The organism is Pseudoxanthomonas mexicana, assembly GCF_046736355.1.
In the GTDB taxonomy this organism is placed as follows: domain Bacteria; phylum Pseudomonadota; class Gammaproteobacteria; order Xanthomonadales; family Xanthomonadaceae; genus Pseudoxanthomonas_A; species Pseudoxanthomonas_A mexicana_B.
The window spans coordinates 3,409,496-3,429,805 of the sequence record NZ_CP157201.1; the positions used below are offsets into that span (position 1 = coordinate 3,409,496).

Below are 20,310 nucleotides of genomic sequence, written 5' to 3' on the forward strand. Positions count from 1 at the left end.
CGGAAATGTTCTAGTCCGCCGCCACCGGCGTGAACAGCAGGTCGTGGTAGTCGTAGCTGAAGTCCGCCAGCGGCGAGACCGCCTTCATCGTGATCCGCGCGACCTTGCCGTCCGCGTCCAGCGCGAAGCTGACGTAGGCCGGCTCGATCGAGGCGTCGTCCCAGTCGGCGCGGAAGGTGTCGTACTGCCAGTGGCTCAGCGTGCCGGCCATGCCCGGCGTCTGGCGGAAATCGATGCGCAGCCTGCGGTCCTGTTCGGCGATGGCGATCGGTCCGTACCACGCATCGGCGTAGGTCCCCGTATAGCCGGCGGCCGGCAGCGAAGGGCGCGAAGCCTTGCGGTCCGGCCTGGCGGCGGCGTCGAGCGCGGCCACGCCCTGCGCCAGGCGCTGCCGGTTCCACGCGTCGAACGCCGCCACCCAGTCGCGCGGCGGCAGGCCGAGGACGTCGTCGAGCACCTCGTACATCAGCCCGCGCAGCACCACCACGTCCTCGGAATTGATCTGCAGCGACATGCCGAAGCCGCGCTCGGGCACCAGCACGACGAAGGTCAGCACGCCGAACACCGCGCCGCCGTGCTGCACGACCTTGACGCCGCGATAGTCCTGCACGTTCCAGCCCAGCGCGTAGCCGGAGAACTGCGGAGTGATGTCGGCGATCGGCGCAGGGAACGGCCGGATCGGCAGCGGCACCTGCGGCGTCCACATCTCGCGCGCCGCCGCCTCGCTGTATACGCGCCCGCCGTCGCCGGGCAGCGCGCCCCTGCCCAGTTGCACCAGCAGCCAGCGCGCCATGTCGTTCGCGCTCGACGACAGGCCGCCGGCCGGCGCGGCGACCTGGCCCAGGCCCTCGCGCTCGGGCAATACCTGCTGGGTGCCGAGGCCGCGCACGCGCCCGCCCAGGCGCGCATGCGGCTGCGCGCGGTTGGGGTTGGCGAAGCGATCGTCCTCGTCGCTGACCGAACTGGCCATGCCCGCCGGCGCGAACACCCGCTCGCGCACGAAGTCCTCCCAGCGCTGGCCGGACACCGCCTCGGTCAGCTCGCCGGCGACGACGTAGAGGATGTTGTCGTAGGCGTAGCCGCTGCGGAAGCTGGTCGCCGGCGCGATGTGGCGCAGCGCGCGCACCACGTCCCGGCGGCTGCGCGAGGTGCGCGGCACATAGAGCAGATCGCCGGCGCCCAGGCCCAGGCCGCTGCGGTGCACCAGCAGATCGCGCACGGTCATCTCGCGGGTGACCCACGGGTCGTGCATGCGGAAATCGGGAAGATGATCGATGACCTTGTCGTCCCAGCCCAGCCTGCCGTCGTCGACCAGGACCGCCAGCGCCGCCGCGGTGATCGCCTTGCCGGTGGAGCCGGTGGGGAAGATGGTGTCGGCGTCCACCGTCTCCGGCGAGCCCAGCCGGCGCACGCCGTAGCCCTTCGCGTGCACGACCCGGCCGTCCTCGACGATCGCGATCGCCATGCCCGGCACCTCGTGCGCGCGCATGGCCTCCACCACGCGCGCGTCGAATCCCGGCGGCGGCGCGGCGAAGGCCGCGACGGCGAACAAGGCCCCCGCCGCTAGCGTGGCAACCCGCAGGCATTTGGAAATGGCAGCCATCCTGTCCTCCCGGACGCATCAATCAACGAAGTCGCGCTGTGGCGCGCCGCGGGCGCCACAGCAGCCACAGGCCCCAGGTCATCAGCGGCAGCACGTAGATCGCCAGGAAATACCAGGTGAGCGTGCCGTAGCCCTTGGCGATCAGATCGATCAGGCCGACCGCGGTGGCGGCGTACACCGCGCCCAGCATCACGCCCACCGCCAGCGCCGGCCGCAGCGACCGCGGCATCGGCCGCCGCCGTTCCTCCCAGGCGTTGGCGACCCGCTCGTTGATCGCGTGCAGCAGGGCCACGCCGGTGTCCACCAGGGTCAGCATCACCGCGACCTGGAAGGCCCACTCGAACCACGGCGCCTGCAGCTTCGCCAGCAGGAAGGCCGAGGGCAGGGCCTGGCCGGCGATCTCGTGGGGGTAGCCCATCATCGCGATGTAGAACGCCACGCCCGGCAGCATGCCCAGCGGCCCGGCCAATGCGCCGGCGGCCAGGGCTTCGCGGCGGCGACCGAAGTGGCGCACGCAGAACAGCACCGCGGGAATGGTGGCGACGTTGTAGCCGGCGTAGGTCACGCCGGCCTCGAACCAGCCCTCGCCGACCGTGGCCGGGGCGAAGCTGGCGCCGATGCGATCGCCGAACGCCACCACGCACCAGACCACGAACACGGCGTAGACCAGGTACAGGTAGCCGACCGACGCGACCAGGAACTTCTCGATCGCGGCGGTGCCGAAGAACAGCATCACGCCGGTGGCGGCGATCATGGCCAGCGAACCGGCCAGCCTCGGCAGGCCGAACAGGCTGAAGGCGATCTCCCCGGCCGCCGCGCCCATCACCGCCATGATCACCAGCATCAACAGGACATAGCCGATCTCGAACGCGAACCAGCCACGACCGAGCAGCAGCCTGAAGAAGGCGCGGTAATCGAAAGCGCGCCCGACCCGGGCCAGCTCGAAGCTGACCATCAGCACCGCGCTCCACACCAGCATGCTCACCGCCATGCCCAGCAGGCCGCCCCAGGGCCCGGCGGGCAGGAAGAATTCCACCAGTTCGCGCCCGGTGGCGTAGCCGCCGGCGATCACCGCCGCCTGGAACACGAAGCCCGGCAGCAGGTAGCGCTGGAACCCGGTGGAAACCGGCTTCATGCCAGGCAGGCATCGACCAGCCGCGCGAACGCATCGCCGGCGCGCATCGGATCGGCCACCGGCATGCCCAGGCGCGCGCCGGCCTGTTCGATCGCGCGTCGCGCCGCGTCGTCGTCGAGCCGGCTGGTGTTGAGGCTGACGCCGGCGCAGCGGATCGCCGGATTGGTCCGCGAGCCCAGGCGCAGCGCCAGGTCGATGGTCTCCTCGATCGACGGCAGCGGGTAATGCGGATAGCCAAGCATGTGCTCGCGGCCGTGCTCGTGGCAGACGACGATCACGTCCGGCTGGCTGCCGTGCAGCAGCGACAGCGAGACGCCCGCATAGGCCGGATGCGACAGCGAGCCCTGCCCCTCGATCACGTCCCAGTGCGCCGGATCGGCGTCCGGCGACAGCAGCTCGGCCGCGCCGGCGGCGAAATCGGCCACCACCGCGTCCATCGGCATGCCGCCGCCGGCGATCAGGATGCCGGTCTGCCCGCTGGCGCGGAAGTCGGCGTCGACCCCACGCGCACGGAACGCGCGCGCCAGCGCCAGCGCGGTGTACTTCTTGCCCAGCGCGCAATCGGTGCCGACGGTCAGCAGGCGCATCCCGCTGCGCCTGGCGCCGCTGGCGACGGGCAGGCCCGGCGGCGGCTCGCGCACGTCGATCAGCCGGCGTCCCAGCGCGGCGGCCGCGTGGCGCAACGATTCGATGTCCGCCAGCCGGGCATGCATGCCGCCGATCAGGTCCAGCCCCGATTCCAGCGCCTGCAGCAGGGCCGGCAACCATGAAGCGGGAATCCGCCCGCCGGGATTGGCCACGCCGATGACCATCGCCCGCGCACCGATCGCGCGGGCCTGCGCCGGCGTCATCAGCGGGAGGCCGGTGGCAATGGTCGTGCCCGCGCATGCGAACTCGCCCACGCAACGCTCGCCGGCCCAGTCGCGCAGTCCGAACGCGGTCTTGGCGTAGGCTGGCTCGGCGACGTCGCCGAGGAACAGCAGGTAGGGCTGCGGAAGCGGCTCGACTTCGCGCAACGACGGAACGGCGGTCTGCATGCGGTGGCGCTCGGGTCCTTGCACGGGCATGGGCCGTCCGCCAGCGCGGACGGCGCCGGGATCAGAAGCGGAAATCGATTTCGATGCCGAAGGTACGCGGCTGGATCGGCGAAGCCGCCAGGTGGTGCGTCACGCCGGTCAACGCGCCGGTCACGTCCTCCATCGTCGAATAGGCGCGCTTGTCGGTCGCGTTCTTGACGTAGCCGCGCAGCGTCCAGCGCTCGCTGGCCAGCGACGCATGCAGGTCGAGGACGCCGTAGCCGTCGATCGCCAGCGGCGGCGTGATGTCGGTCTGCAGCACCGTGCGCGGTTCGGCGATCGCGATGACCTGGCGCTCCGTGGTGCCGTTGGTGCGGTCGTCGACCCAGCGGAAGCCGCCGCCGAAACTCGCGCTCCAGCCGTTGCGCAGCGACAGGTAGTAATCGACGGTGGCCGACAGCGTCAGGTCGGGCACATACGGCATGCGATCGCCCTTCAGGCCCGTGTTGACCTCGAGCACGCCGCCCGGGAGGTCCGGGTCCAGCGGCACGACGATGGGCGGGAAATCCTCGTCGATGTTCGCGTCGTTGTAGGCGCCGTTGAGGCCGAGCGTCAGGCCGCCGACCGGACGCCATTGCAGCGACACCTCGATGCCGCGGCTGGTGGCCTCGCCGCCGTTGACGAGGCCGCTGACGCCGTTGACCTGCGAGGCGACCTGGATGTCCTCCCAGTCGATCTGGTAGGCGACGACGTCCAGCAGCACGCGCCGCCCGTCGAACGCCGACTTCCAGCCCAGCTCGTAGCTGGTCAGCATCGACGAATCGACGGCCGACGGCAGGCCCACGGCGACGACGTTGGGGCCGCCGGGCTGATAGCCGGTGGAGACCTTCGCGTACACCATCGAATCCGGGCCGATCTGGAACTGCGGCGTGATGCTCCAGGTGAACACGTCCTCGCTGGAGGTGTTGTCCTCCGCGCCGATGGGCAGCAGCACGCCGCCGACCACGTCCTGGCGGAATTCCTGGTCGTTGCGCGAGAAGCGCACGCCGGCGCCGAGCTTGAAGCGGTCGGTGAAGCGGTACGCGCCGTTGGCGAACAGCGCGGTTTCCTCGTAGGTGCTGGGGATGAGCAGTTCGCCGAGCACGCCCAGGATGCCGTCCCACGGCGCCGGCAGCGGCGAGCCGTCGAGCCGGTTGAGCGCGACGTACTGGTGGTTGTCGCCGTCCTCGTTCGAGTAGAAGGCGCCGACCAGCCATTCGAAGCGCTCGCCCTGCTTCGACTGCAGGCGGAACTCCTGGGTGAACTGGCCCAGGTCGAGCGTGTTCTCCAAGTACGCAGAGCCGGGCTCGAGCGTCGGATCCATCGCCAGGAAGGCGAGCGGATATTCGCCGTAGCTCAGGGTCATGTCCGAGCGCATGAAAGTGTGCGTGTCGGCGTAGCTGGTCGCCGAGACGAAATCGGCGAAGCCCATGTCCCAGTCGACGGTGAGCGAGTAATGGTCGATGTCCTTGCGGAACGGCTCGCTGACGTGGACGTAGTTGGCCAGGCCGGCGAGCGGATGCCGCGTCGCCGGGTCCAGCGCGATGGTCGCGTTGTCGTCGCTGTCGATCTCCTGCCGCATCGCCGCGAACTGCACGCTCGCCGCCTCGCCCTGCCAGCCCAGCGACACGCGCGCACTGGTCTGCTCGCCCTGGTTGATGTCCTCGCGGCCGGCGACCAGGTTGTCGACATAGCCGGGAAGCTCGTTCCTGGCGAAGCTGGCGCGCAGGGCCAAGGCGTCCTCCACGAGCGGCACGTTCATGCCGAGGCGGTAGTTGAAGCCGGTTTCACCGTCCCTGGGCGACGACAGGCCGCCGCCGATGCGGAACTCGCGGTACGCGGGATCCGGCTTGCGCATCGTGTACTTGATCAGGCCGCCCATCGCGCCGGCGCCGTACAGCGTGCCCTGCGGGCCGCGCAGCACCTCGATGCTCTCCACGTCGTAGGGCAGCAGGTCGAGCTGGTAGAGCGTCGCCTGCTGGTACAGGCTGTTGGAGCCGACCGGCGTTTCGTCGACGTAGGTGCCGACGGTCGAACCGGGCGACAGCGCCGCGATGCCGCGCATCGAGACCTGCGACTGGCCCGGCGTGCCGCTCGACTGTATCTGCAGGCCGGGCACGTAGCTCGCGTAGTCGGACATCTGCGTTGCGTTGATGTTCTCCAGTTGCTGCGCGCCGATCCGGGTGATCGCGGTGGCGACTTCGCGGATGTCTTCCGCGCGCTTGTTAGCCGTCACGATCACGCGGTCGAGTTCGGTCGCATCGGCGCTGGAGGATGCGGCCGGCGCCGCGTCCTGGGCCAGCACCGTGCCCGTGGCCGCGAGCGCCGTGGCGGCACCGATGGCGAGGGCCAGCCGCGAGCGCGAACGCCGGATGGATGTGGATGCAGTCATGGCTCTGTCTCCCCGGGTCGATGTTGGAAGCGGTCGCCGGAGGCGCCGCGGTAATCCTGATTGGGAATAATGGTCCTAATCAGAGAAATGTCAACTTGAATGGAAAATAGAGGGATGCCGTTCATCGGTCCGGCTCAGTCCGGCGAGGAGGACGCTTCCGCACCGCGCCAGCCCGGCCCGCGCACCACCCGTCCGGGCTTCGCCCCGGTGTGCTCGCCGTCGCGCAGCACCTGCACGCCGTTGACGAACACGTGGTTGACGCCGGTGGCGTACTGCTGCGGCGCGGCGTAGGTGGCGCGGTCGATGATCGTCGCCGGATCGAACACGACGACGTCGGCGTGACAGCCGGGCGCCAGGCAGCCGCGGTCGCGCAGCTTCCAGTTCGCCGCCGGTAGGCCGGTCAGGCGGTGGATGCCCTCCTCCAGCGGCATCAGCTGCCGATCCCGCACGTAGTGGCCGAGGAAGCGCGCGAAGTTGCCGTAGGCGCGCGGGTGCGTGCTGGATTTCAGGAACACGCCCTCCGGCGCGGACGATTCCGCATCCGATCCCAGGCTGACCCACGGCTGCCGCAGGCCCAGCTCGACGTTGTCCTCGCTCATCAGGAAGTACGCCGCGCCCACGCGCGAATCGTCCTCGATGATCAGGTCGATGAGGGTGTCCTCGGGCGAGGTCCCGCGTTCGCCGGCGATCCGTTCCAGCGTCCTGCCGATCAGCGGCTTCAGCCGCTCGCTCTTGAATTCGAGCATCACCAGGCGATCGTCCGAACCGGCCAGCAGGCGCAGGTTCTCCCACGCGACGTCCGGGTCGCGCATTTCCGCGATCACGCGCGCGCGGACCGCCGGATCCTTCAACCGGCCCACCATCGCCTCGTGGCCGCCCGCCTGCACCCACGGCGGCAGGCAGGCGGTCAGCCCGGTGCCGCCGGCCGTGTAGGCATACATGTCGGCGCTGACCTGCAGGCCCTGCGCGCGCGCCGCCTCGATGCGGGCGATGGCCTGCGCCATCTTCGGCCAGTTCTTCTGCCCGGCCGCCTTCAGGTGGTAGGCCTCGGCGCGCTGGCCGGTGGCGCGGGCGATGCCGATGGTCTCGTCCAAGGCCTCCAGGAAGCGGTCCGCCTCGCTGCGCATGTGCGCGACGTAGCCGCCGCCGGATTCGGCCGCGGCCTGCGCCAGCGCGGTCAGTTCGGCGCTGTCGGCGAACGCGGCCGGCGGATAGATCAGCGAGCTGCCGACGCCGAGCGCGCCCTCGCGCATCGCCGCGCGCACCAGATCCTGCATCCGCGCCAGTTGCGCGGCATCGGGCCTGACGTCGTCCTCACCGAGCTCGTGGATGCGCACCGTGGTCGCGCCGACGAACGAGGCGACGTTCGGAGTGACCCCGCGCCGCTCCAGGTATTCCAGGTACTCGCCGAGCGTGGTCCATTCGATCGGATAGCGGATGTCGCCCTGCTGCGCCAGCGCATCGGCCTTCATGCGATCGTTGAACGGCCCCATCGACCAGCCTTCGCCGAAGATCTCCAGGGTGACGCCCTGCTTGGTGTCGCTGACGCCGCGGCCGTCGGCGATCAGCGATTCGGTCGCCCAGCTCAGCACGTTGATGAAGCCCGGCGCCACCGCCTGCCCGCCCGCGTCCAGCGTGCGCGCGGCGCTGGCCTGCGCGCCGGCCGGCAGCCAGGCGGCGATGCGGTCGCCGCGCACCGCCACGTCCACCCGCTGCGGCGCCGCGCCGGTGCCGTCGTAGACCACGCCGTTGCGGATGACCAGGTCGTAGTGTTCCTTCGCCGCATGCGTGGCCGGCGCGGAGGTGCAGGCGGCGAGCGCGAGCACGAGTGCGGACAGGATGAATCGCGGCATGGTCGTGCCTCCGTGGGTTTGTCAGGAATGCCGGCGGATCGGCCGGTCGAGCCGCCACAGCAGCAGCGCGGCGAGCGTGGCCAGGCCCGCCAGCAGCAGGAAGAAGCCGGCATGGCTGGTCTTCGTCCACAAGGTGCCGACCAGGCCCGCCAGCAGGCTGCCGGTAAACACCGCCAGGAACCACGACGCCACCGTGGTCGCGCCCAGCCGCGGCGGCGCCAGTTTCGCGAACAGGCCCAGGCCGGTCGGCAGGATGTACAGCTCGCCGATCGTCAGGATGACGAAGAACGCCAGCAGCCAGTGCCAGCCCACCCGCGCACCGTCGGCGCCGCCGGCCACGGCGGCCAGCAGCAGGTACGCGCCGGCGACGATCAGCGCGCCGAGCGCCATGCGCAGCGCCGGGGAGGTATCGCGCCCCGCGTCGGCGCGGCGGCGCCAGTGCGCCAGCAGCAGCGGCGTCATCGCGATCACCAGCAGCGGATTGAGCGACTGGAACCAGGTCATCGGAATGGTGAACGCGCCCCAGGCGCGATCCACGCCGGTGTCGATCCACAGCGCCAGCGTGTTGCCGATCTGCTCGTAGGCGCCGCGGAAGATCGTCGCCGCGACGCCGACGCCGAGCAGCAGCCACCAGACCGCGTGGCGGTTGCCGGCCTGCGCGCCCACCGGCGCCGCCGGGCGCGAACGCGACGGTTCCGGCGGCAGGTAGCCGCGTCCGAACACGTAGATCATCAAGCCGGCGAACATGCCGATGCCCGCCGCGCCGAAGCCGTAGTGCCAGCCGTACACCTCGCCGAGCGTGCCGCAGACCAGCGGCGCGAGGAAGCCGCCGATGTTCACGCCGACGTAGTAGACGTTGTAGGCGCGCCCGCGGCGCGGATCGTCGGCACGGTAGAGATCGTTGATCTGGCTGGGCAGGCTGGGCAGGAACAGCCCGTTGCCGAGCGCGATGGTCGCCAATCCGACGTAGAACAGCGGCTCGAACGCCATCGCGAAATGGCCCAGCGCCATGATGCTGCCGCCGAGCACGACCGCGTTGCGCTTGCCCAGCCAGCGATCGGCGACGGCGCCGCCGAGGATCGGGGTGAAGTACGCCAGCGCGGTGTAGGTGCCGTAGATGAAGGACGCCTTCTCCTGCGCGAACAGCAGCTGCTTGGTCATGTAGTAGACCAGCAGCGTGCGCATGCCGTAGTAGGAGAACAGCTCCCACATGTTGGTCAGGAACAGGATGGTCAGCCCGCGCGGCTGGCCGAACCAGGTTTTCTCCGGCGCCGTGTTCACGCCATGTCGACCCGCCGCGGACCCCAGACCTCGTCCGCGCAATCGACCCTGCCATCCTCGTAGCGCGCGCCCGGGCTGCGATCGCGCACGAGGAAGGTCGGGCCGTCCAGATCGACCACGTCGCACAGCTGGCCCAGCACGAACGCCGGCGCCAGCGCCAGGCTGGTGCCGGCCATGTTGCCGACCATCACCTTCAGCCCCATCTGCCGCGCGCGCTCGGCCATGCGCAGGCCTTCGGTCAGCCCGCCGCACTTGTCGAGCTTGATGTTGACCACGTCGAAGCGGCCCGGCAGCCGGTCCATCTCGCCCAGGTGCAGCACGCTCTCGTCGGCGGCGATCGGCACGGCGTGGTCGATGCCGTCGAGTTCGGCCTCGTGGCCGCGCCGGCACGGCTGCTCGAGCAGCGACACGCGCGCGTCGGCCAGCGCGGGGATCAGCCGCTCCAGCGGGTCACGCAGGTAGCCCTGGTTGGCGTCCACGCCGATCCAGACGTCCGGCCGCGCGGCGCGCACCGCGCGGATGCGGGCGATGTCGAGTTCGAGGTCGCCGGTCAGCTTGAGCTTCAGCGCGCGCGCCTGCGCGTAGGCCTGCGCGCCGCGCGCCATCGCCGCCGGTTCGTCGGCGCCGAGGGTGAAGGTGGTCAGCAGCGGCCGCGGCGACGGCACGCCGGCGAGCTTCCACACCGGCACGCCGGTGCGCTGCGACTCCAGTTCCCACAGCGCGCAGTCGAGCGCGTTGCGCGCGCCGCCGGGCGGCAGCAGCCGCTGCGCCTCGTCGCGATCGATGCCGGCCTCGATCGCGCCGCGGTGCGACTCCAGCGTGGCCAGCATGCGCTCGGGACGATCGTCGAGGTAGTACACGCCGGCGGCCTCGCCGCGGCCTTCGTGCACGCCGTCGCGCAGCGTCGCCACGGTGGCGGGCATCGCGTCGAACACGTAGCCGGAGATCCGGAACGGCGAGGACAGGGGCAGCGGCTCGTTGTGCAGTTCGAGCTTGAGGGTCATGGGCTGGACACGCGCTGTTCGACGGAAGGAGGCGGATGCGGCGGAAGGCCGGCGGCACCGCCGCCGGCCGCGTGGCGGTCAGTAGCTGGCGCCGAAGCCGATCACGTGCTGGGTGATGCCGATCCACAGCAGGAACAGGCACGACAGCGCCAGCGCGACGGCCCACGCCTTGGCGAGCAGCCTGCGCCGGCTGCGCAGCGCTTGCCACGCGCTCCACGCCGCCAGCGCCGCGCCGATCGGCAGCACCAGGGTGGCGAGCAGGCGGATCGCAATGATCAGCCCATCGGTGTCGGTGCTGGTCATGGACAGGTTGCTCAGCATCCCCACCACCAGTCCGAGCACCGCCCCCATCGCCAGCAGCACCGCCAGCGCGGCGATCCGCGCCAGCCGGTGCGCGCGCGCATCGGCGCCCGACAACCGGTACGGCACGCCGTAGTAGCGCCGCACCAGCACCGAGATCGGCCACGCCAGCACGGTCAGCAGCAGTATCGCCAGGCTCAGGCCGAGCAGCGGCAGCAGCAGCGCCGGCGAGCGCCACCCGGCCGGCCGCTGGAACACCATGATCGGGGCGTACGGTTCCATGCTGAAGCGCGTCACCCGGCCGTCGACGACCTCGGCCGCGAGCCGGTCGGCGCCGGCCGTGTCCTGCCACAGGTAGGGCGCGACCTCGCGCCACTTCTTCGGCGCGCCGCTCGGCGCCAGCGCGATCGACACGCTGATGGTGCCGTCCTTGTCCGGCGCCACCTTGACCGCTCCCAGCAGGTTGGCCAGCGACAGGAAGGTGCCGTCGGGCCGCCGGCTGCTGGTATAGGCCCCGGCGATTTGCCGCGCGTGCAACTTCGCGTCCTCGGCGGACACGCCCGGATGGTTCGCCGGCGGCGCGGGGAAATAGCGGTCGGCGAAGCCACGCACCAGCGCGCCACGGATGTGCCCGGTCGCGCCATCGCGGCCCGAGCTGTTCATCGACACGAAGATGCCGACGCCGTCGTCGAGGAACAGTTGCAGATCGCTGTGGAACCACTGGGTGTCGCCGCCGTGGGCGATCGCGCGGCGGCCGTTGACCGAGGTTTCGTAGAAGCCCAGCATCATCCGGTTGAGCGGCCCGATCGAGGCCTGCCCCTGCGAGTGCATCGTGCGCGCGGTCTCCGCGCCGAGGATGCGCGCATCGCCGAATGCGCCGCCGCCCAGGTGCGCGATCATGAAGCGGGCCATGTCCGCGCCGGTCGCCGCCAGGCTGCCGGCCGGCGCCAGGCTGATGAATTCGTAGTCCTGCGGCTCGCCATCCGACGCCTTGCGGTAGCCCTTGGCCATCCTTTCCAGCAGCACCGGCGGCAGCGGCTGGCTGAAACTGGAGCTGTCCATCCCCAGCGGCTCGAAGATGTGGCGCGCGATGTACGCGTCGAAGGGCTCGCCCGACACGCGCTCGACGATGTAGCCGGCCAGCGCCGTGGCGTAGTTGGAATAGGCCGGCGTGCCGCCCGGCGCGTGGATGCGCCCGGGCACCCAGTGCTTGAGCGCTTCGCCGAGCGGCACCACCTTCTTCGGGTCGGTGATGATCAGCGCGCGGATCTGTTCCTCGAAGCCCGCCGTGTGGGTCAGGACCTGGCGCAGCGTCACCGGCTTGCCGTCGCGCGCCGGGATCTCGAAGTCGATGTACCGGTTCACGTCGGCATCGAGATCCAGCTTGCCCTGCTCGACCAGTTGCATCACCGCGGTCCAGGTGAACAGCTTGGACACCGAGCCGGGCCGGAACAGCGTGGCCTCCGGGTCGACCGGCGCGCGCGTGGCCAGGTCGGCGTGGCCGTAGCCCTTCTGCAGCAGCGTCCGGCCGTCCTTGACCACCACCACCACCGCGCCGGCGATGTCGCCGGAAGCCAGCGCGTAGGGCAGGAAGCCGTCTAGCCACGCCTCCACGTCGCCGCGTTCGAGCACCGGCGCGGTGACCGCGGACGCAGGCGACGGCGCGGCCGCTTCGGCGGGCACCGGCTTCAGCGCCGCCTGGGCCTGCTTGGCCACGTCGGGCTCCTGCGCGGCGGCGGAGGGCATCAGCGCCGCGGCCAGCAGGCCGGCAAGGATCATGGACATCGGGCGCATCGGCAGTTCTCCCCTGTCATGGTTGTCGTGTTGGGTATCGCGCCGCGGCCGCATGGCTTTCTCCCAGGACCGCAGTTATCCTGATTTGGCAATAATGGTCCTAATTAGAGAATTGTCAACGTGCCGGAGGTCGTGCCCGCCAAGGGGCGCCGCGGCCGGCGCCGGCGACGCCGCGCTTTCCTTGCCCTGCCCGGGGAAGCGATGATGTTGGCCAGGCTTGGCCGGGCAGTCCCGCACCGGCCACGCAAAGGAGCCAGGAAGGATGACCTCGCCACACCCCACGATCGGCAGCCTGCTGCGCTCCCTGCGCACGCGCCGGGGATGGACGCTGAAGCAGATGAGCGAGCAGACGGGCATCCCCCTTTCGACCCTGTCCAAGGTCGAGCACGACCGCCTGACCCTGACCTACGACAAGCTGCTGCAACTGAGCCAGCGGCTGAAGCTGCGCATGTCGGAGCTGTTCGCCGAGCAGGACGAGGCGCCCGAGCCGGCGGTGACCGCGCGCCGCAGCATCGGCCGCATCGACGACGCCATCGAGGTCAACACGCCCAACTACGACTACTACTACCTGTGCCCGGAGCTGCGCCGCAAGCGCATGATCCCGGTGCTGACGCGGGTGCGCGCCAAGACCCTGGAGGAGTTCGGCGCCCTGGTCCACCACTCCGGCGAGGAATACATCCACGTGCTGGAAGGCCGGATCGAGGTGCATACCGAGTTCTACGACCCGGTCGAGCTCGGCGCCGGCCAGGGCGTCTACATCGACTCGAACATGGGACACGCCTACGTCGCCGCGCCCGGCTGCGACGAGGCGCTGCTGCTCGGCGTCTGTTCCAGCGCCGACGAGCAACTGCTCGAATCGCTGATGAGCCAGCACGGAAACGGCGATGCGACCCATCGGCCGGGCAAGGGCCGGCGCCCCCGCCAGATCGCCACCCCGGCGCGGGCGCCGGCCAGATCCGGCCGCGCGGCAGCGAAGAAGTAGCCCCCGGTTTTGTGCGACCGACTTAAAGCGGTTCGCGAATGCTGTTGCACATACCCCGATCCCCGCAACCGAGCGGGGAAATCAATGGATCAAGGCATGCACTCATGCCGGCCTTCATGTGCGGGAGCGGATGTCGCGAGCCCGGTTTCCGAGGTATTCGAGCACCTGCGCGGAAGTCATGCCTGGACGCGGGTCGGCGCGAGCGGCATCAAGCCTGTTGCGAACCTACTCGATGTACCCGGCTTCGGTCACAACCCCCGGCAGGGGGTGCGCAGGATCACGACAAGGCATGTCGGAACCCGGCATCAGCGGCGATTCCTGGCGATCCATTGCTTTCCGCGACGCCAGGCGATGATTAGTGGCTCGAAGAACAAAGGCACGCTCTCGATCAACCCCTCGCCGAACGCCCGAATCATCCGCTTCATGATGCTCATGGCCGGAGGATAGCACTCGCGCCGCCGAGGACATATCCCCGCCCCCCAAATGACTTGATCAGCATCCAACCTCTCCAGCAACAGCTGGCCTCCAGGGGCGCGATTGCACCGGAGTGCCGATTTTTTGGTGAATCGAGTTCGTCTTCCTATGCTGGAAGAACAACCACACGAACCACCGGCACAGGAGGATTGCGATGAACCATCCCCAGAAGGAAATACCCCCCTGGACGGGAAGGATGAACCCGGCAACAAGCTGCCCGGAGACGGATGGCGCATCAATTTCGGCGAGGTCGTCTGCCGCGCTGCGCTGGAGGGGGCGCGGACGTATTTTCGCCCGGCCTATAACCTCCCGCGGATTATCTGGAAATACACCCCCCGCTTCCTTGAAGAACTGTACCGCCTCCTTCCATCACGCAAGTAGAGAAGAAAGTGAAGACATCGCCGCCCTGTCTTTGCGTAATATGCGGCCATCTGGATGCGGTGGTGGTGCTGGTAAACGGCGGCCCCGACCACTGGTGCCTGGACTGCATCGAGGCCAGCGACGAAGGCTGGAGCGCGCAGTCCCTGGGCATCATCCTTCGCCGCCAAACACCGGGGGAGACATGAGCATCGGCACGAAATCCAGCCATGCCACGCCGGCCAGCGGCCCAATGTATCCCCCGGCCTCGGCTTTGGCCCGGAGGCCGCCGCCAGGTGGAACCGGCATCCAACCGCCATGCTCCTGAACACCCGGATGACGGCCAACACACGCCATTCGCCACCAGGAGACCAAGATCCATGAGATCCCGACATGCCCGGAAGCATTGGCATCGCCATCATCGGGCGGTTGTCGTCACCGTGGGCGCAATTGTCCTGCGCAACCTCGACAAGGCCCATCCCGACCGGAAGGACGGCCCGCCACCCGGACAGGCAAGCCAGGAAAACAACCCCCGACATTCCATGTGTAAGGAGTAACCATGACCCTCCGGTTCGATACGCTGCAGTATTATGAAAAGCTGAAGTCGGCCGACTTCCCCGAGGCGCAAGCCAAGGCGTGGACAGAGGCTCTGACGGTGGCGCTCGCAGAATCCAGCTCTGGCCACCTGGCTAGGAAGGACGACCTTGCCGGCTTCAGGGACGACATCCGGGAGGGCCTTGTCGGCATCCAGATTGAGCTTGCCGACATGAAGTCGGATCTCAAGCTGGTGAAGTGGATGGGCGTTGCCATTGCCGTGGCTGTCGCCTTTCTGGTCGCAACGGCTTTCCTCTAGACATTCCCTGCAATCCCATACTCCGGGCGGTCCTGCTGCCCGGGGGTTTCCTGCACTCAAACCCGCAAATCCCCCGATACTAGTGCGTTGGCCCGGATGCTCCCGTGCCGTCCGGAGCGTGCAGGCCATCTTCCGGCCAAGTCCGCTCTACAGCGCAAAGGAATCCGCAGAAATTCAAGCGGATGCTTGAAACGCGGCGAACTTCGGCGATCTGGACAGCATCGCCGGCATCGCGCAGACTGCCGCCCTTTCACCGCACCCAAGCCGATGGCGAAACTGCTGGTCCTGCACGGCCCCAACCTCAACCTGCTCGGCAGCCGCGAGCCGGAGGTCTATGGTCGCACGACGCTGGCCGACATCGACGCGCTGCTGGCCGCGCAGGCCGCCGCCGCCGGGCACGCGCTGGAGAGCTTCCAGTCCAACGCCGAGCACGAGCTGGTCGACCGCGTGCAGGCCGCGCGCGCCGACGGCACCGCCTTCATCCTGATCAACCCGGCCGCCTTCACCCACACCTCGGTCGCCCTGCGCGACGCGCTGGCGGCGGTGGCCCTGCCGTTCATCGAAATCCACCTGTCCAACCCGCACGCCCGCGAGCCGTTCCGCCAGCACAGCTATTTCAGCGACAAGGCGGTCGGCGTGGTCTGCGGCTTCGGCGCCGACAGCTACCGCTACGCGCTCGACGCCGCGCTGGCGCGCTTGCCGGCCTGACCCCTTTCCCTTCGTCTCTCCCCTGCCGGGGGAAGCCGCCCAACCAAGAGGCCCCTCATGGATCTCCGCAAAATCAAGAAACTCATCGACCTGCTGGAAGAATCGAATCTCGCCGAAATCGAGATCAAGGAAGGCGAGGAATCGGTGCGGCTGGCGCGCGTGCCCAAGGGCGGCTACCCGATGACCCAGGCCGCGCCGGCGGTGATGCAGGTCGAGGCCCGCCCGGCCGTGCCGATGCCGATGCAGTCCCCGGTCGAGGCCGCCACCGGCGGCAGCGCCAAGGCCGGCGCCGCCCTGCCCGAGGGCCACGTCGTGCGCGCGCCGATGGTCGGCACCTTCTACACCTCGCCGGCGCCGGACAAGCCGGCGTTCGTCAGCGTCGGCCAGGCGGTCAAGGCCGGCGAGACCCTGGCCATCATCGAGGCGATGAAGATGTTCAACCCGATCGAGGCCGACGTCTCCGGCACCGTGGTCGCGATCCTGTGCGAGAGCGGGCAGCCGATCGAGTTCGATCAGCCGTTGTTCGTGATCGGCTGAGAGCCGGGAATCGGGAATGGAGAATGGGGAATCGCCGAAGCGGCCGCATGAGCGGCTCGACGTATGGCGTGCCTCCATGAGCCTGGTGGAAATGATCTACAAGCTTTCGGAAACATTTCCCCAGTCGGAGCGTTTTGGATTGACGGCGCAGTTGCGTCGCGCCGCCGTCAGCATCCCATCCAACATCGCCGAGGGCGCCGCGCGCCGCTCCACTCCCGAATACCTTCGCTTTCTTTCGATCGCACGCGGATCGCTTTCCGAGGCGAGCACGCAATTGCAGATTGCCCACCGGCTCGGCTACATGAACGCGAGCGAGGAGCTCGACGGGCTGATCGATACGATCTTCGCCAAGTTGACCGCCTTGATGAAGGTTCTGGACAACCACAAAGAATGAAGATGCAAGCCTTTTCCCATTCCCGATTCCCCATTCCCTATTCCCGGCCTTCCCATGCTCGATAAAGTCGTCATCGCCAACCGCGGCGAAATCGCGCTGCGCATCCTGCGCGCCTGCCATACGCTGGGCATCCGCACGGTGGCCGTGCATTCCACCGTCGACCGCAACCTCAAGCACGTGGCGATGGCCGACGAGTCGGTGTGCATCGGCCCGGCGCCGTCGGCCGAGAGCTACCTCAACATCCCGGCGATCATCGCCGCGGCCGAGGTCACCGACGCGCAGGCCATCCATCCCGGCTACGGCTTCCTGTCGGAGAACGCCAACTTCGCCGAGCGCGTCGAGCAGTCCGGCTTCGTCTTCATCGGCCCCAAGGCCGACACCATCCGCCTGATGGGCGACAAGGTCGAGGCGATCCGCGCGATGAAGGCCGCCGGCGTGCCGTGCGTGCCCGGCTCGGGCGGCCCGCTCGGCGACGATGCAGCCGCCAACGTCAAGATCGCCCGCGAGATCGGCTATCCGGTGATCGTCAAGGCCGCCGGCGGCGGCGGCGGCCGCGGCATGCGCGTGGTCCACACCGAGGGCGCGCTGGTCAACGCCATCGCCACCACCAAGCAGGAAGCCAAGGCCGCGTTCGGCAACGACATGGTCTACATGGAGAAGTTCCTGGAGAACCCGCGCCACGTCGAGATCCAGGTGCTGGCCGACGGCCAGGGCAACGCCATCCACCTGGGCGAGCGCGACTGCTCGATGCAGCGCCGCCACCAGAAGGTGGTCGAGGAAGCGCCGGCGCCGGGCATCAGCGAGGAACTGCGCGCCGAGATCGGCAAGGTCTGCGTGGAGGCCTGCATCCGCATCGGCTACCGCGGCGCCGGCACCTTCGAGTTCCTGTTCGAGAACGGGCGCTTCTACTTCATCGAGATGAACACCCGCATCCAGGTCGAGCACCCGGTCACCGAGATGGTCACCGGCATCGACCTGGTCGCCGAGCAGTTGCGCATCGCCGCCGGGCAGAAGCTTTCCATCAGGCAATCGGACATCGTGCTGCGCGGCCACGCCATCGAGTGCCGCATCAACGCCGAGGATCCGGAGACGTTCATGCCGCACCCGGGCCTGATCCAGCACTTCCACGCCCCCGGCGGCGCCGGCGTGCGCGTGGACACGCACATCTACGAAGGCTACCGCGTGCCGCCGAACTACGACTCGATGATCGGCAAGCTGATCGTGCACGGCCCGGATCGCGGCACCGCGATCGCGCGCATGCGGGTGGCGCTGAGCGAGATGGTCGTCGACGGCATCAAGACCAACATCCCGCTGCAGCAGCGGATCATGCGCGACCAGGGCTTCCAGGCCGGCGGCCAGAACATCCACTACCTGGAAAAGCGGCTGGCCGAGCGCAAGAGCAAGACCATCGCGTTGACATGATGGAATCAGGAGTGAGCGAAGAGGAGTGAGAAGCGAGGAAAAGCAGGACGAACGACTGTTTTCCCCACCCTTGCCCCCCCTGCTCACTCACTCCTCACTCCTCTTCGCTCACTCCTCACCTCCCATGCCCTACCTCGAACTCTCCCTGCGCTGCACCGAATCCGAACAGCCGCGCTACGAGAACGCGCTGGAGGACGTCGGCGCGCTGGCGGTGACGATGCTCGACGCCGATGCCGACACCGGCAACGAGCGCGCGATTCTGGAGCCCGGGGTGGGCCAGACGCCGCTGTGGAAGTCGCTGGTGCTGACTGCGTTGTTCCCGCACGAGAGCAACGCGCTGGCGCTGCTGGCCGCACTGGAGGCCTTCGACCCGGGGCTGGACTGGACGCAGGTGGCGTTCCGCAGCGTCGAGGACCAGGACTGGGAGCGCGCCTGGCTGGATCAGTTCCAGCCGATGCGCTTCGGCCAGCGCACCTTCATCGTGCCGTGGAACCACGCGGTGCCGGCCGAGGCGCAGGACGCGGACGCCGCCGTCATCCGCCTCGATCCCGGCCTGGCGTTCGGCTCCGGCACCCATCCGACCACCGCGCTGTGCCTGCGCTGGCTGGACGATCTGGCCGTGCGCGGTGAACTGCAGGGCAAGGCCGTGCTCGACTTCGGCTGCGGCTCGGGCATCCTCGCGCTGGCCGCGCTGAAGCTGGGCGCATCGCGCGCGACCGGCGTGGACAACGACCCGCAGGCACTGATCGCCAGCGGTGACAACGCGCAGCGCAACCAGGTCGGCGATCGGCTGGAGGTGCATGCACCCGAAGCGGAACCGGCCGCGACCTACCCGATCGTGGTCGCCAACATCCTCGCCTCGGCGCTGGATGCGCTGGCCGACACGCTGGCCGCGCGGGTGGCGCCGGGGGGGCGCATCGCCCTGTCCGGCATCCTGCACGGGCAGGAACAGGAATTGCTGGAACGCTATGCGCCGTGGTTCGAATCGCTGCGCTGCGAGCGCGACGAGGACTGGATGCGCATCGACGGCGTGCGCCGCCCGTAATTGAAACCGAATCGCGTGTTACCGCCTTCAAAGCGGCAACACGCGTACCGGCCATTATTCTAATACCCCATTCACCCTGAAGCCTCTGATCTATCAATTGGCCTATCGAAACCGGCAAAACAGCACCCAGGTATATATCCAGCCTGGGTCCTTGATGCACTACACATGCGACAACGCCACCACTTGCCGCAATAGCCACAGAAAGGGTTTTTCAGGCTTTCTCTGGTTACGCATCATTTATTGTTCATCTCATTGGCTGGTTGCAATCCTTTTTCCAATAGTTCCATGAAGCCAGGCCTTGGTGTCGATATGCATGTCTTTTTTAGATTCCTCCACATTAGCTCTTCCAATACTTCCGAGCGCAACCTCTGTTCTTCCGACAGTCCTCTTCCCAACAGATGTCTCTGCGCAAACCCTGCTTGATCTCCGCTTCTTGTTTGCAGGCCATAGAAAGCATTTGCCATTGCCGGATCACGATATCCATCTACCGTCATATAGATATCACCCGCCATCTTCAAGGCATAAACAGATCCCGATGCAGCGCTCCTGAGCAGAATATCCTGAGTGTCGGCATGCGATGCGCCTGCCTGGGCTAAACGGAGGGCATAAATGGCTTGCGCAGGATGATTCCCATTTTCAGACAACGTCTTGAGGGAATCGACAGGCAATGACATCAGGTACATCTGGACATCCGCGCCCGGATATCCATTCTTCTCCAACCAAGCAGCATCTTGCTCGCTTTCTGCAATCCCGGGATTATCTGGATTCCAGCGGAACCCCACTTCCAGTGAGCTTGAATTTCCACGATTCCCCTTTGCGAGAAGAGGCGCACCCAGCCTCTCAATAGCAGCTTCCTGCTGCCTCAATGCATCAGCCTCATCCACTTCGAAATGACCCGGGCCATAGGAGGCATCCGACGCACTGCCCTCATCCAACCCGCCCCATTCCCTGCTCGCCACAAAGAATAGAAGCGCAAGCACTGCCAGAGACATGGAAAACAAAAGAACTTTTTTGCGTCTACCAACCATTTCGATTTCATTTCCAGTGGCAATGCCTTTACCCATACGAAAAACTCCTCACAATTTCAAGATGCACGCTTTATGACATTCCTCTGCGTCTCA

Annotated in this window: 18 protein-coding genes; 8 read left to right on the top strand and 10 right to left on the bottom strand. The window is 68.1% G+C overall.

All coding sequences use genetic code 11. The annotated features are described in order from the left end of the window. Positions 1–10 precede the first annotated feature (10 nt). The 8 genes from AAG688_RS15705 to AAG688_RS15740 all read right to left on the bottom strand — a co-directional run bounded on the left by AAG688_RS15705 (position 11) and on the right by AAG688_RS15740 (position 12,408). Positions 11–1,552 (bottom strand): serine hydrolase, encoded by a 1,542-nt coding sequence (locus AAG688_RS15705; protein WP_411833122.1) that lies wholly within the window; start codon positions 1,550–1,552, stop codon positions 11–13. A gap of 73 nt (positions 1,553–1,625) precedes the next feature. After that, the gene (locus AAG688_RS15710) at positions 1,626–2,738 is read right to left on the bottom strand and encodes a hypothetical protein (RefSeq protein WP_411833123.1); all 1,113 of its coding nucleotides are present in this window, start codon (positions 2,736–2,738) and stop codon (positions 1,626–1,628) included. Further along, positions 2,735–3,775 (bottom strand): DUF1611 domain-containing protein, encoded by a 1,041-nt coding sequence (locus AAG688_RS15715; protein WP_411833124.1) that lies wholly within the window; start codon positions 3,773–3,775, stop codon positions 2,735–2,737. The genes AAG688_RS15710 and AAG688_RS15715 overlap by 4 nt, the downstream gene beginning before the upstream one ends. 61 nt (positions 3,776–3,836) lie before the next feature. Beyond that, complete coding sequence (locus AAG688_RS15720) at positions 3,837–6,185, bottom strand: TonB-dependent receptor (protein WP_411833125.1); 2,349 nt, start codon at positions 6,183–6,185, stop codon at positions 3,837–3,839. A 134-nt stretch (positions 6,186–6,319) separates the two neighbouring features. After that, positions 6,320–8,038, bottom strand: a complete 1,719-nt coding sequence (locus tag AAG688_RS15725; RefSeq protein ID WP_411833126.1) for an N-acyl-D-amino-acid deacylase family protein — start codon at positions 8,036–8,038, stop codon at positions 6,320–6,322. Positions 8,039–8,059: 21 nt separating this feature from the next. After that, on the bottom strand, positions 8,060–9,319 hold the full coding sequence (locus AAG688_RS15730; protein ID WP_411833127.1) for a peptide MFS transporter: 1,260 nt from the start codon (positions 9,317–9,319) through the stop codon (positions 8,060–8,062). Beyond that, complete coding sequence (locus AAG688_RS15735; protein ID WP_411833128.1) at positions 9,316–10,323, bottom strand: dipeptide epimerase; 1,008 nt, start codon at positions 10,321–10,323, stop codon at positions 9,316–9,318. Before AAG688_RS15735 ends, AAG688_RS15730 begins: the two co-directional genes overlap by 4 nt. A gap of 78 nt (positions 10,324–10,401) precedes the next feature. After that, positions 10,402–12,408, bottom strand: a complete 2,007-nt coding sequence (locus AAG688_RS15740) for a serine hydrolase domain-containing protein (RefSeq protein ID WP_411833129.1) — start codon at positions 12,406–12,408, stop codon at positions 10,402–10,404. Between the two features lie 271 nt (positions 12,409–12,679). Between AAG688_RS15740 and AAG688_RS15745 the strand changes: the two genes are divergently transcribed. Further along, entirely contained in the window at positions 12,680–13,399 is a 720-nt protein-coding gene (locus tag AAG688_RS15745; RefSeq protein ID WP_411833130.1) for a helix-turn-helix domain-containing protein, read from the top strand. Positions 13,400–13,704: 305 nt separating this feature from the next. Here the strand turns inward: AAG688_RS15745 and AAG688_RS15750 are convergent, their stop codons facing one another. Continuing rightward, positions 13,705–13,833 (bottom strand): hypothetical protein, encoded by a 129-nt coding sequence (locus tag AAG688_RS15750; RefSeq protein WP_411833131.1) that lies wholly within the window; start codon positions 13,831–13,833, stop codon positions 13,705–13,707. A gap of 148 nt (positions 13,834–13,981) precedes the next feature. On the opposite strand from AAG688_RS15750, the gene AAG688_RS15755 reads away from it, so the two are divergent. From AAG688_RS15755 to prmA, 7 genes are all read left to right on the top strand, one after another. After that, entirely contained in the window at positions 13,982–14,254 is a 273-nt protein-coding gene (locus AAG688_RS15755) for a hypothetical protein (protein ID WP_411833132.1), read from the top strand. A gap of 535 nt (positions 14,255–14,789) precedes the next feature. Next, positions 14,790–15,083 (top strand): hypothetical protein, encoded by a 294-nt coding sequence (locus AAG688_RS15760; RefSeq protein WP_411833133.1) that lies wholly within the window; start codon positions 14,790–14,792, stop codon positions 15,081–15,083. Between the two features lie 267 nt (positions 15,084–15,350). Then, positions 15,351–15,791 carry a type II 3-dehydroquinate dehydratase gene (gene aroQ / locus AAG688_RS15765; RefSeq protein ID WP_411833135.1) on the top strand — a complete coding sequence of 147 codons (441 nt, stop codon included), beginning with the start codon at positions 15,351–15,353 and terminating at the stop codon, positions 15,789–15,791. Positions 15,792–15,848: 57 nt separating this feature from the next. After that, positions 15,849–16,328: an acetyl-CoA carboxylase biotin carboxyl carrier protein gene (accB, locus tag AAG688_RS15770; RefSeq protein WP_411833136.1), complete on the top strand. Its 480-nt coding sequence runs from the start codon at positions 15,849–15,851 to the stop codon at positions 16,326–16,328. A gap of 76 nt (positions 16,329–16,404) precedes the next feature. Next, positions 16,405–16,722 carry a four helix bundle protein gene (locus AAG688_RS15775; RefSeq protein ID WP_411833137.1) on the top strand — a complete coding sequence of 106 codons (318 nt, stop codon included), beginning with the start codon at positions 16,405–16,407 and terminating at the stop codon, positions 16,720–16,722. A 54-nt stretch (positions 16,723–16,776) separates the two neighbouring features. Next, on the top strand, positions 16,777–18,144 hold the full coding sequence (gene accC, locus AAG688_RS15780) for an acetyl-CoA carboxylase biotin carboxylase subunit (RefSeq protein ID WP_411833138.1): 1,368 nt from the start codon (positions 16,777–16,779) through the stop codon (positions 18,142–18,144). Positions 18,145–18,268: 124 nt separating this feature from the next. Beyond that, entirely contained in the window at positions 18,269–19,189 is a 921-nt protein-coding gene (gene prmA, locus AAG688_RS15785) for a 50S ribosomal protein L11 methyltransferase (protein ID WP_411833139.1), read from the top strand. A gap of 233 nt (positions 19,190–19,422) precedes the next feature. On the opposite strand, the gene AAG688_RS15790 is transcribed toward prmA, so the two are convergent. Next, entirely contained in the window at positions 19,423–20,253 is an 831-nt protein-coding gene (locus AAG688_RS15790) for a hypothetical protein (RefSeq protein WP_411833140.1), read from the bottom strand. Positions 20,254–20,310: the final 57 nt, after the last annotated feature.

Excerpts from the sequence above, each read along its gene's own strand:
- AAG688_RS15710 (WP_411833123.1), bottom strand. The coding sequence starts at position 2,738 with ATGAAGCCGGTTTCCACCGGGTTCCAGCGCTACCTGCTGCCGGGCTTC.
- AAG688_RS15715 (WP_411833124.1), bottom strand. The coding sequence starts at position 3,775 with ATGCAGACCGCCGTTCCGTCGTTGCGCGAAGTCGAGCCGCTTCCGCAG.
- AAG688_RS15720 (WP_411833125.1), bottom strand. The coding sequence starts at position 6,185 with ATGACTGCATCCACATCCATCCGGCGTTCGCGCTCGCGGCTGGCCCTC.
- AAG688_RS15725 (WP_411833126.1), bottom strand. The coding sequence starts at position 8,038 with ATGCCGCGATTCATCCTGTCCGCACTCGTGCTCGCGCTCGCCGCCTGC.
- AAG688_RS15735 (WP_411833128.1), bottom strand. The coding sequence starts at position 10,323 with ATGACCCTCAAGCTCGAACTGCACAACGAGCCGCTGCCCCTGTCCTCG.
- AAG688_RS15740 (WP_411833129.1), bottom strand. The coding sequence starts at position 12,408 with ATGTCCATGATCCTTGCCGGCCTGCTGGCCGCGGCGCTGATGCCCTCC.
- AAG688_RS15745 (WP_411833130.1), top strand. The coding sequence starts at position 12,680 with ATGACCTCGCCACACCCCACGATCGGCAGCCTGCTGCGCTCCCTGCGC.
- AAG688_RS15750 (WP_411833131.1), bottom strand. The coding sequence starts at position 13,833 with ATGAGCATCATGAAGCGGATGATTCGGGCGTTCGGCGAGGGGTTGATC.
- AAG688_RS15755 (WP_411833132.1), top strand. The coding sequence starts at position 13,982 with ATGCTGGAAGAACAACCACACGAACCACCGGCACAGGAGGATTGCGAT.
- AAG688_RS15760 (WP_411833133.1), top strand. The coding sequence starts at position 14,790 with ATGACCCTCCGGTTCGATACGCTGCAGTATTATGAAAAGCTGAAGTCG.
- aroQ (WP_411833135.1), top strand. The coding sequence starts at position 15,351 with ATGGCGAAACTGCTGGTCCTGCACGGCCCCAACCTCAACCTGCTCGGC.
- accB (WP_411833136.1), top strand. The coding sequence starts at position 15,849 with ATGGATCTCCGCAAAATCAAGAAACTCATCGACCTGCTGGAAGAATCG.
- AAG688_RS15775 (WP_411833137.1), top strand. The coding sequence starts at position 16,405 with ATGAGCCTGGTGGAAATGATCTACAAGCTTTCGGAAACATTTCCCCAG.
- accC (WP_411833138.1), top strand. The coding sequence starts at position 16,777 with ATGCTCGATAAAGTCGTCATCGCCAACCGCGGCGAAATCGCGCTGCGC.
- prmA (WP_411833139.1), top strand. The coding sequence starts at position 18,269 with ATGCCCTACCTCGAACTCTCCCTGCGCTGCACCGAATCCGAACAGCCG.
- AAG688_RS15790 (WP_411833140.1), bottom strand. The coding sequence starts at position 20,253 with ATGGGTAAAGGCATTGCCACTGGAAATGAAATCGAAATGGTTGGTAGA.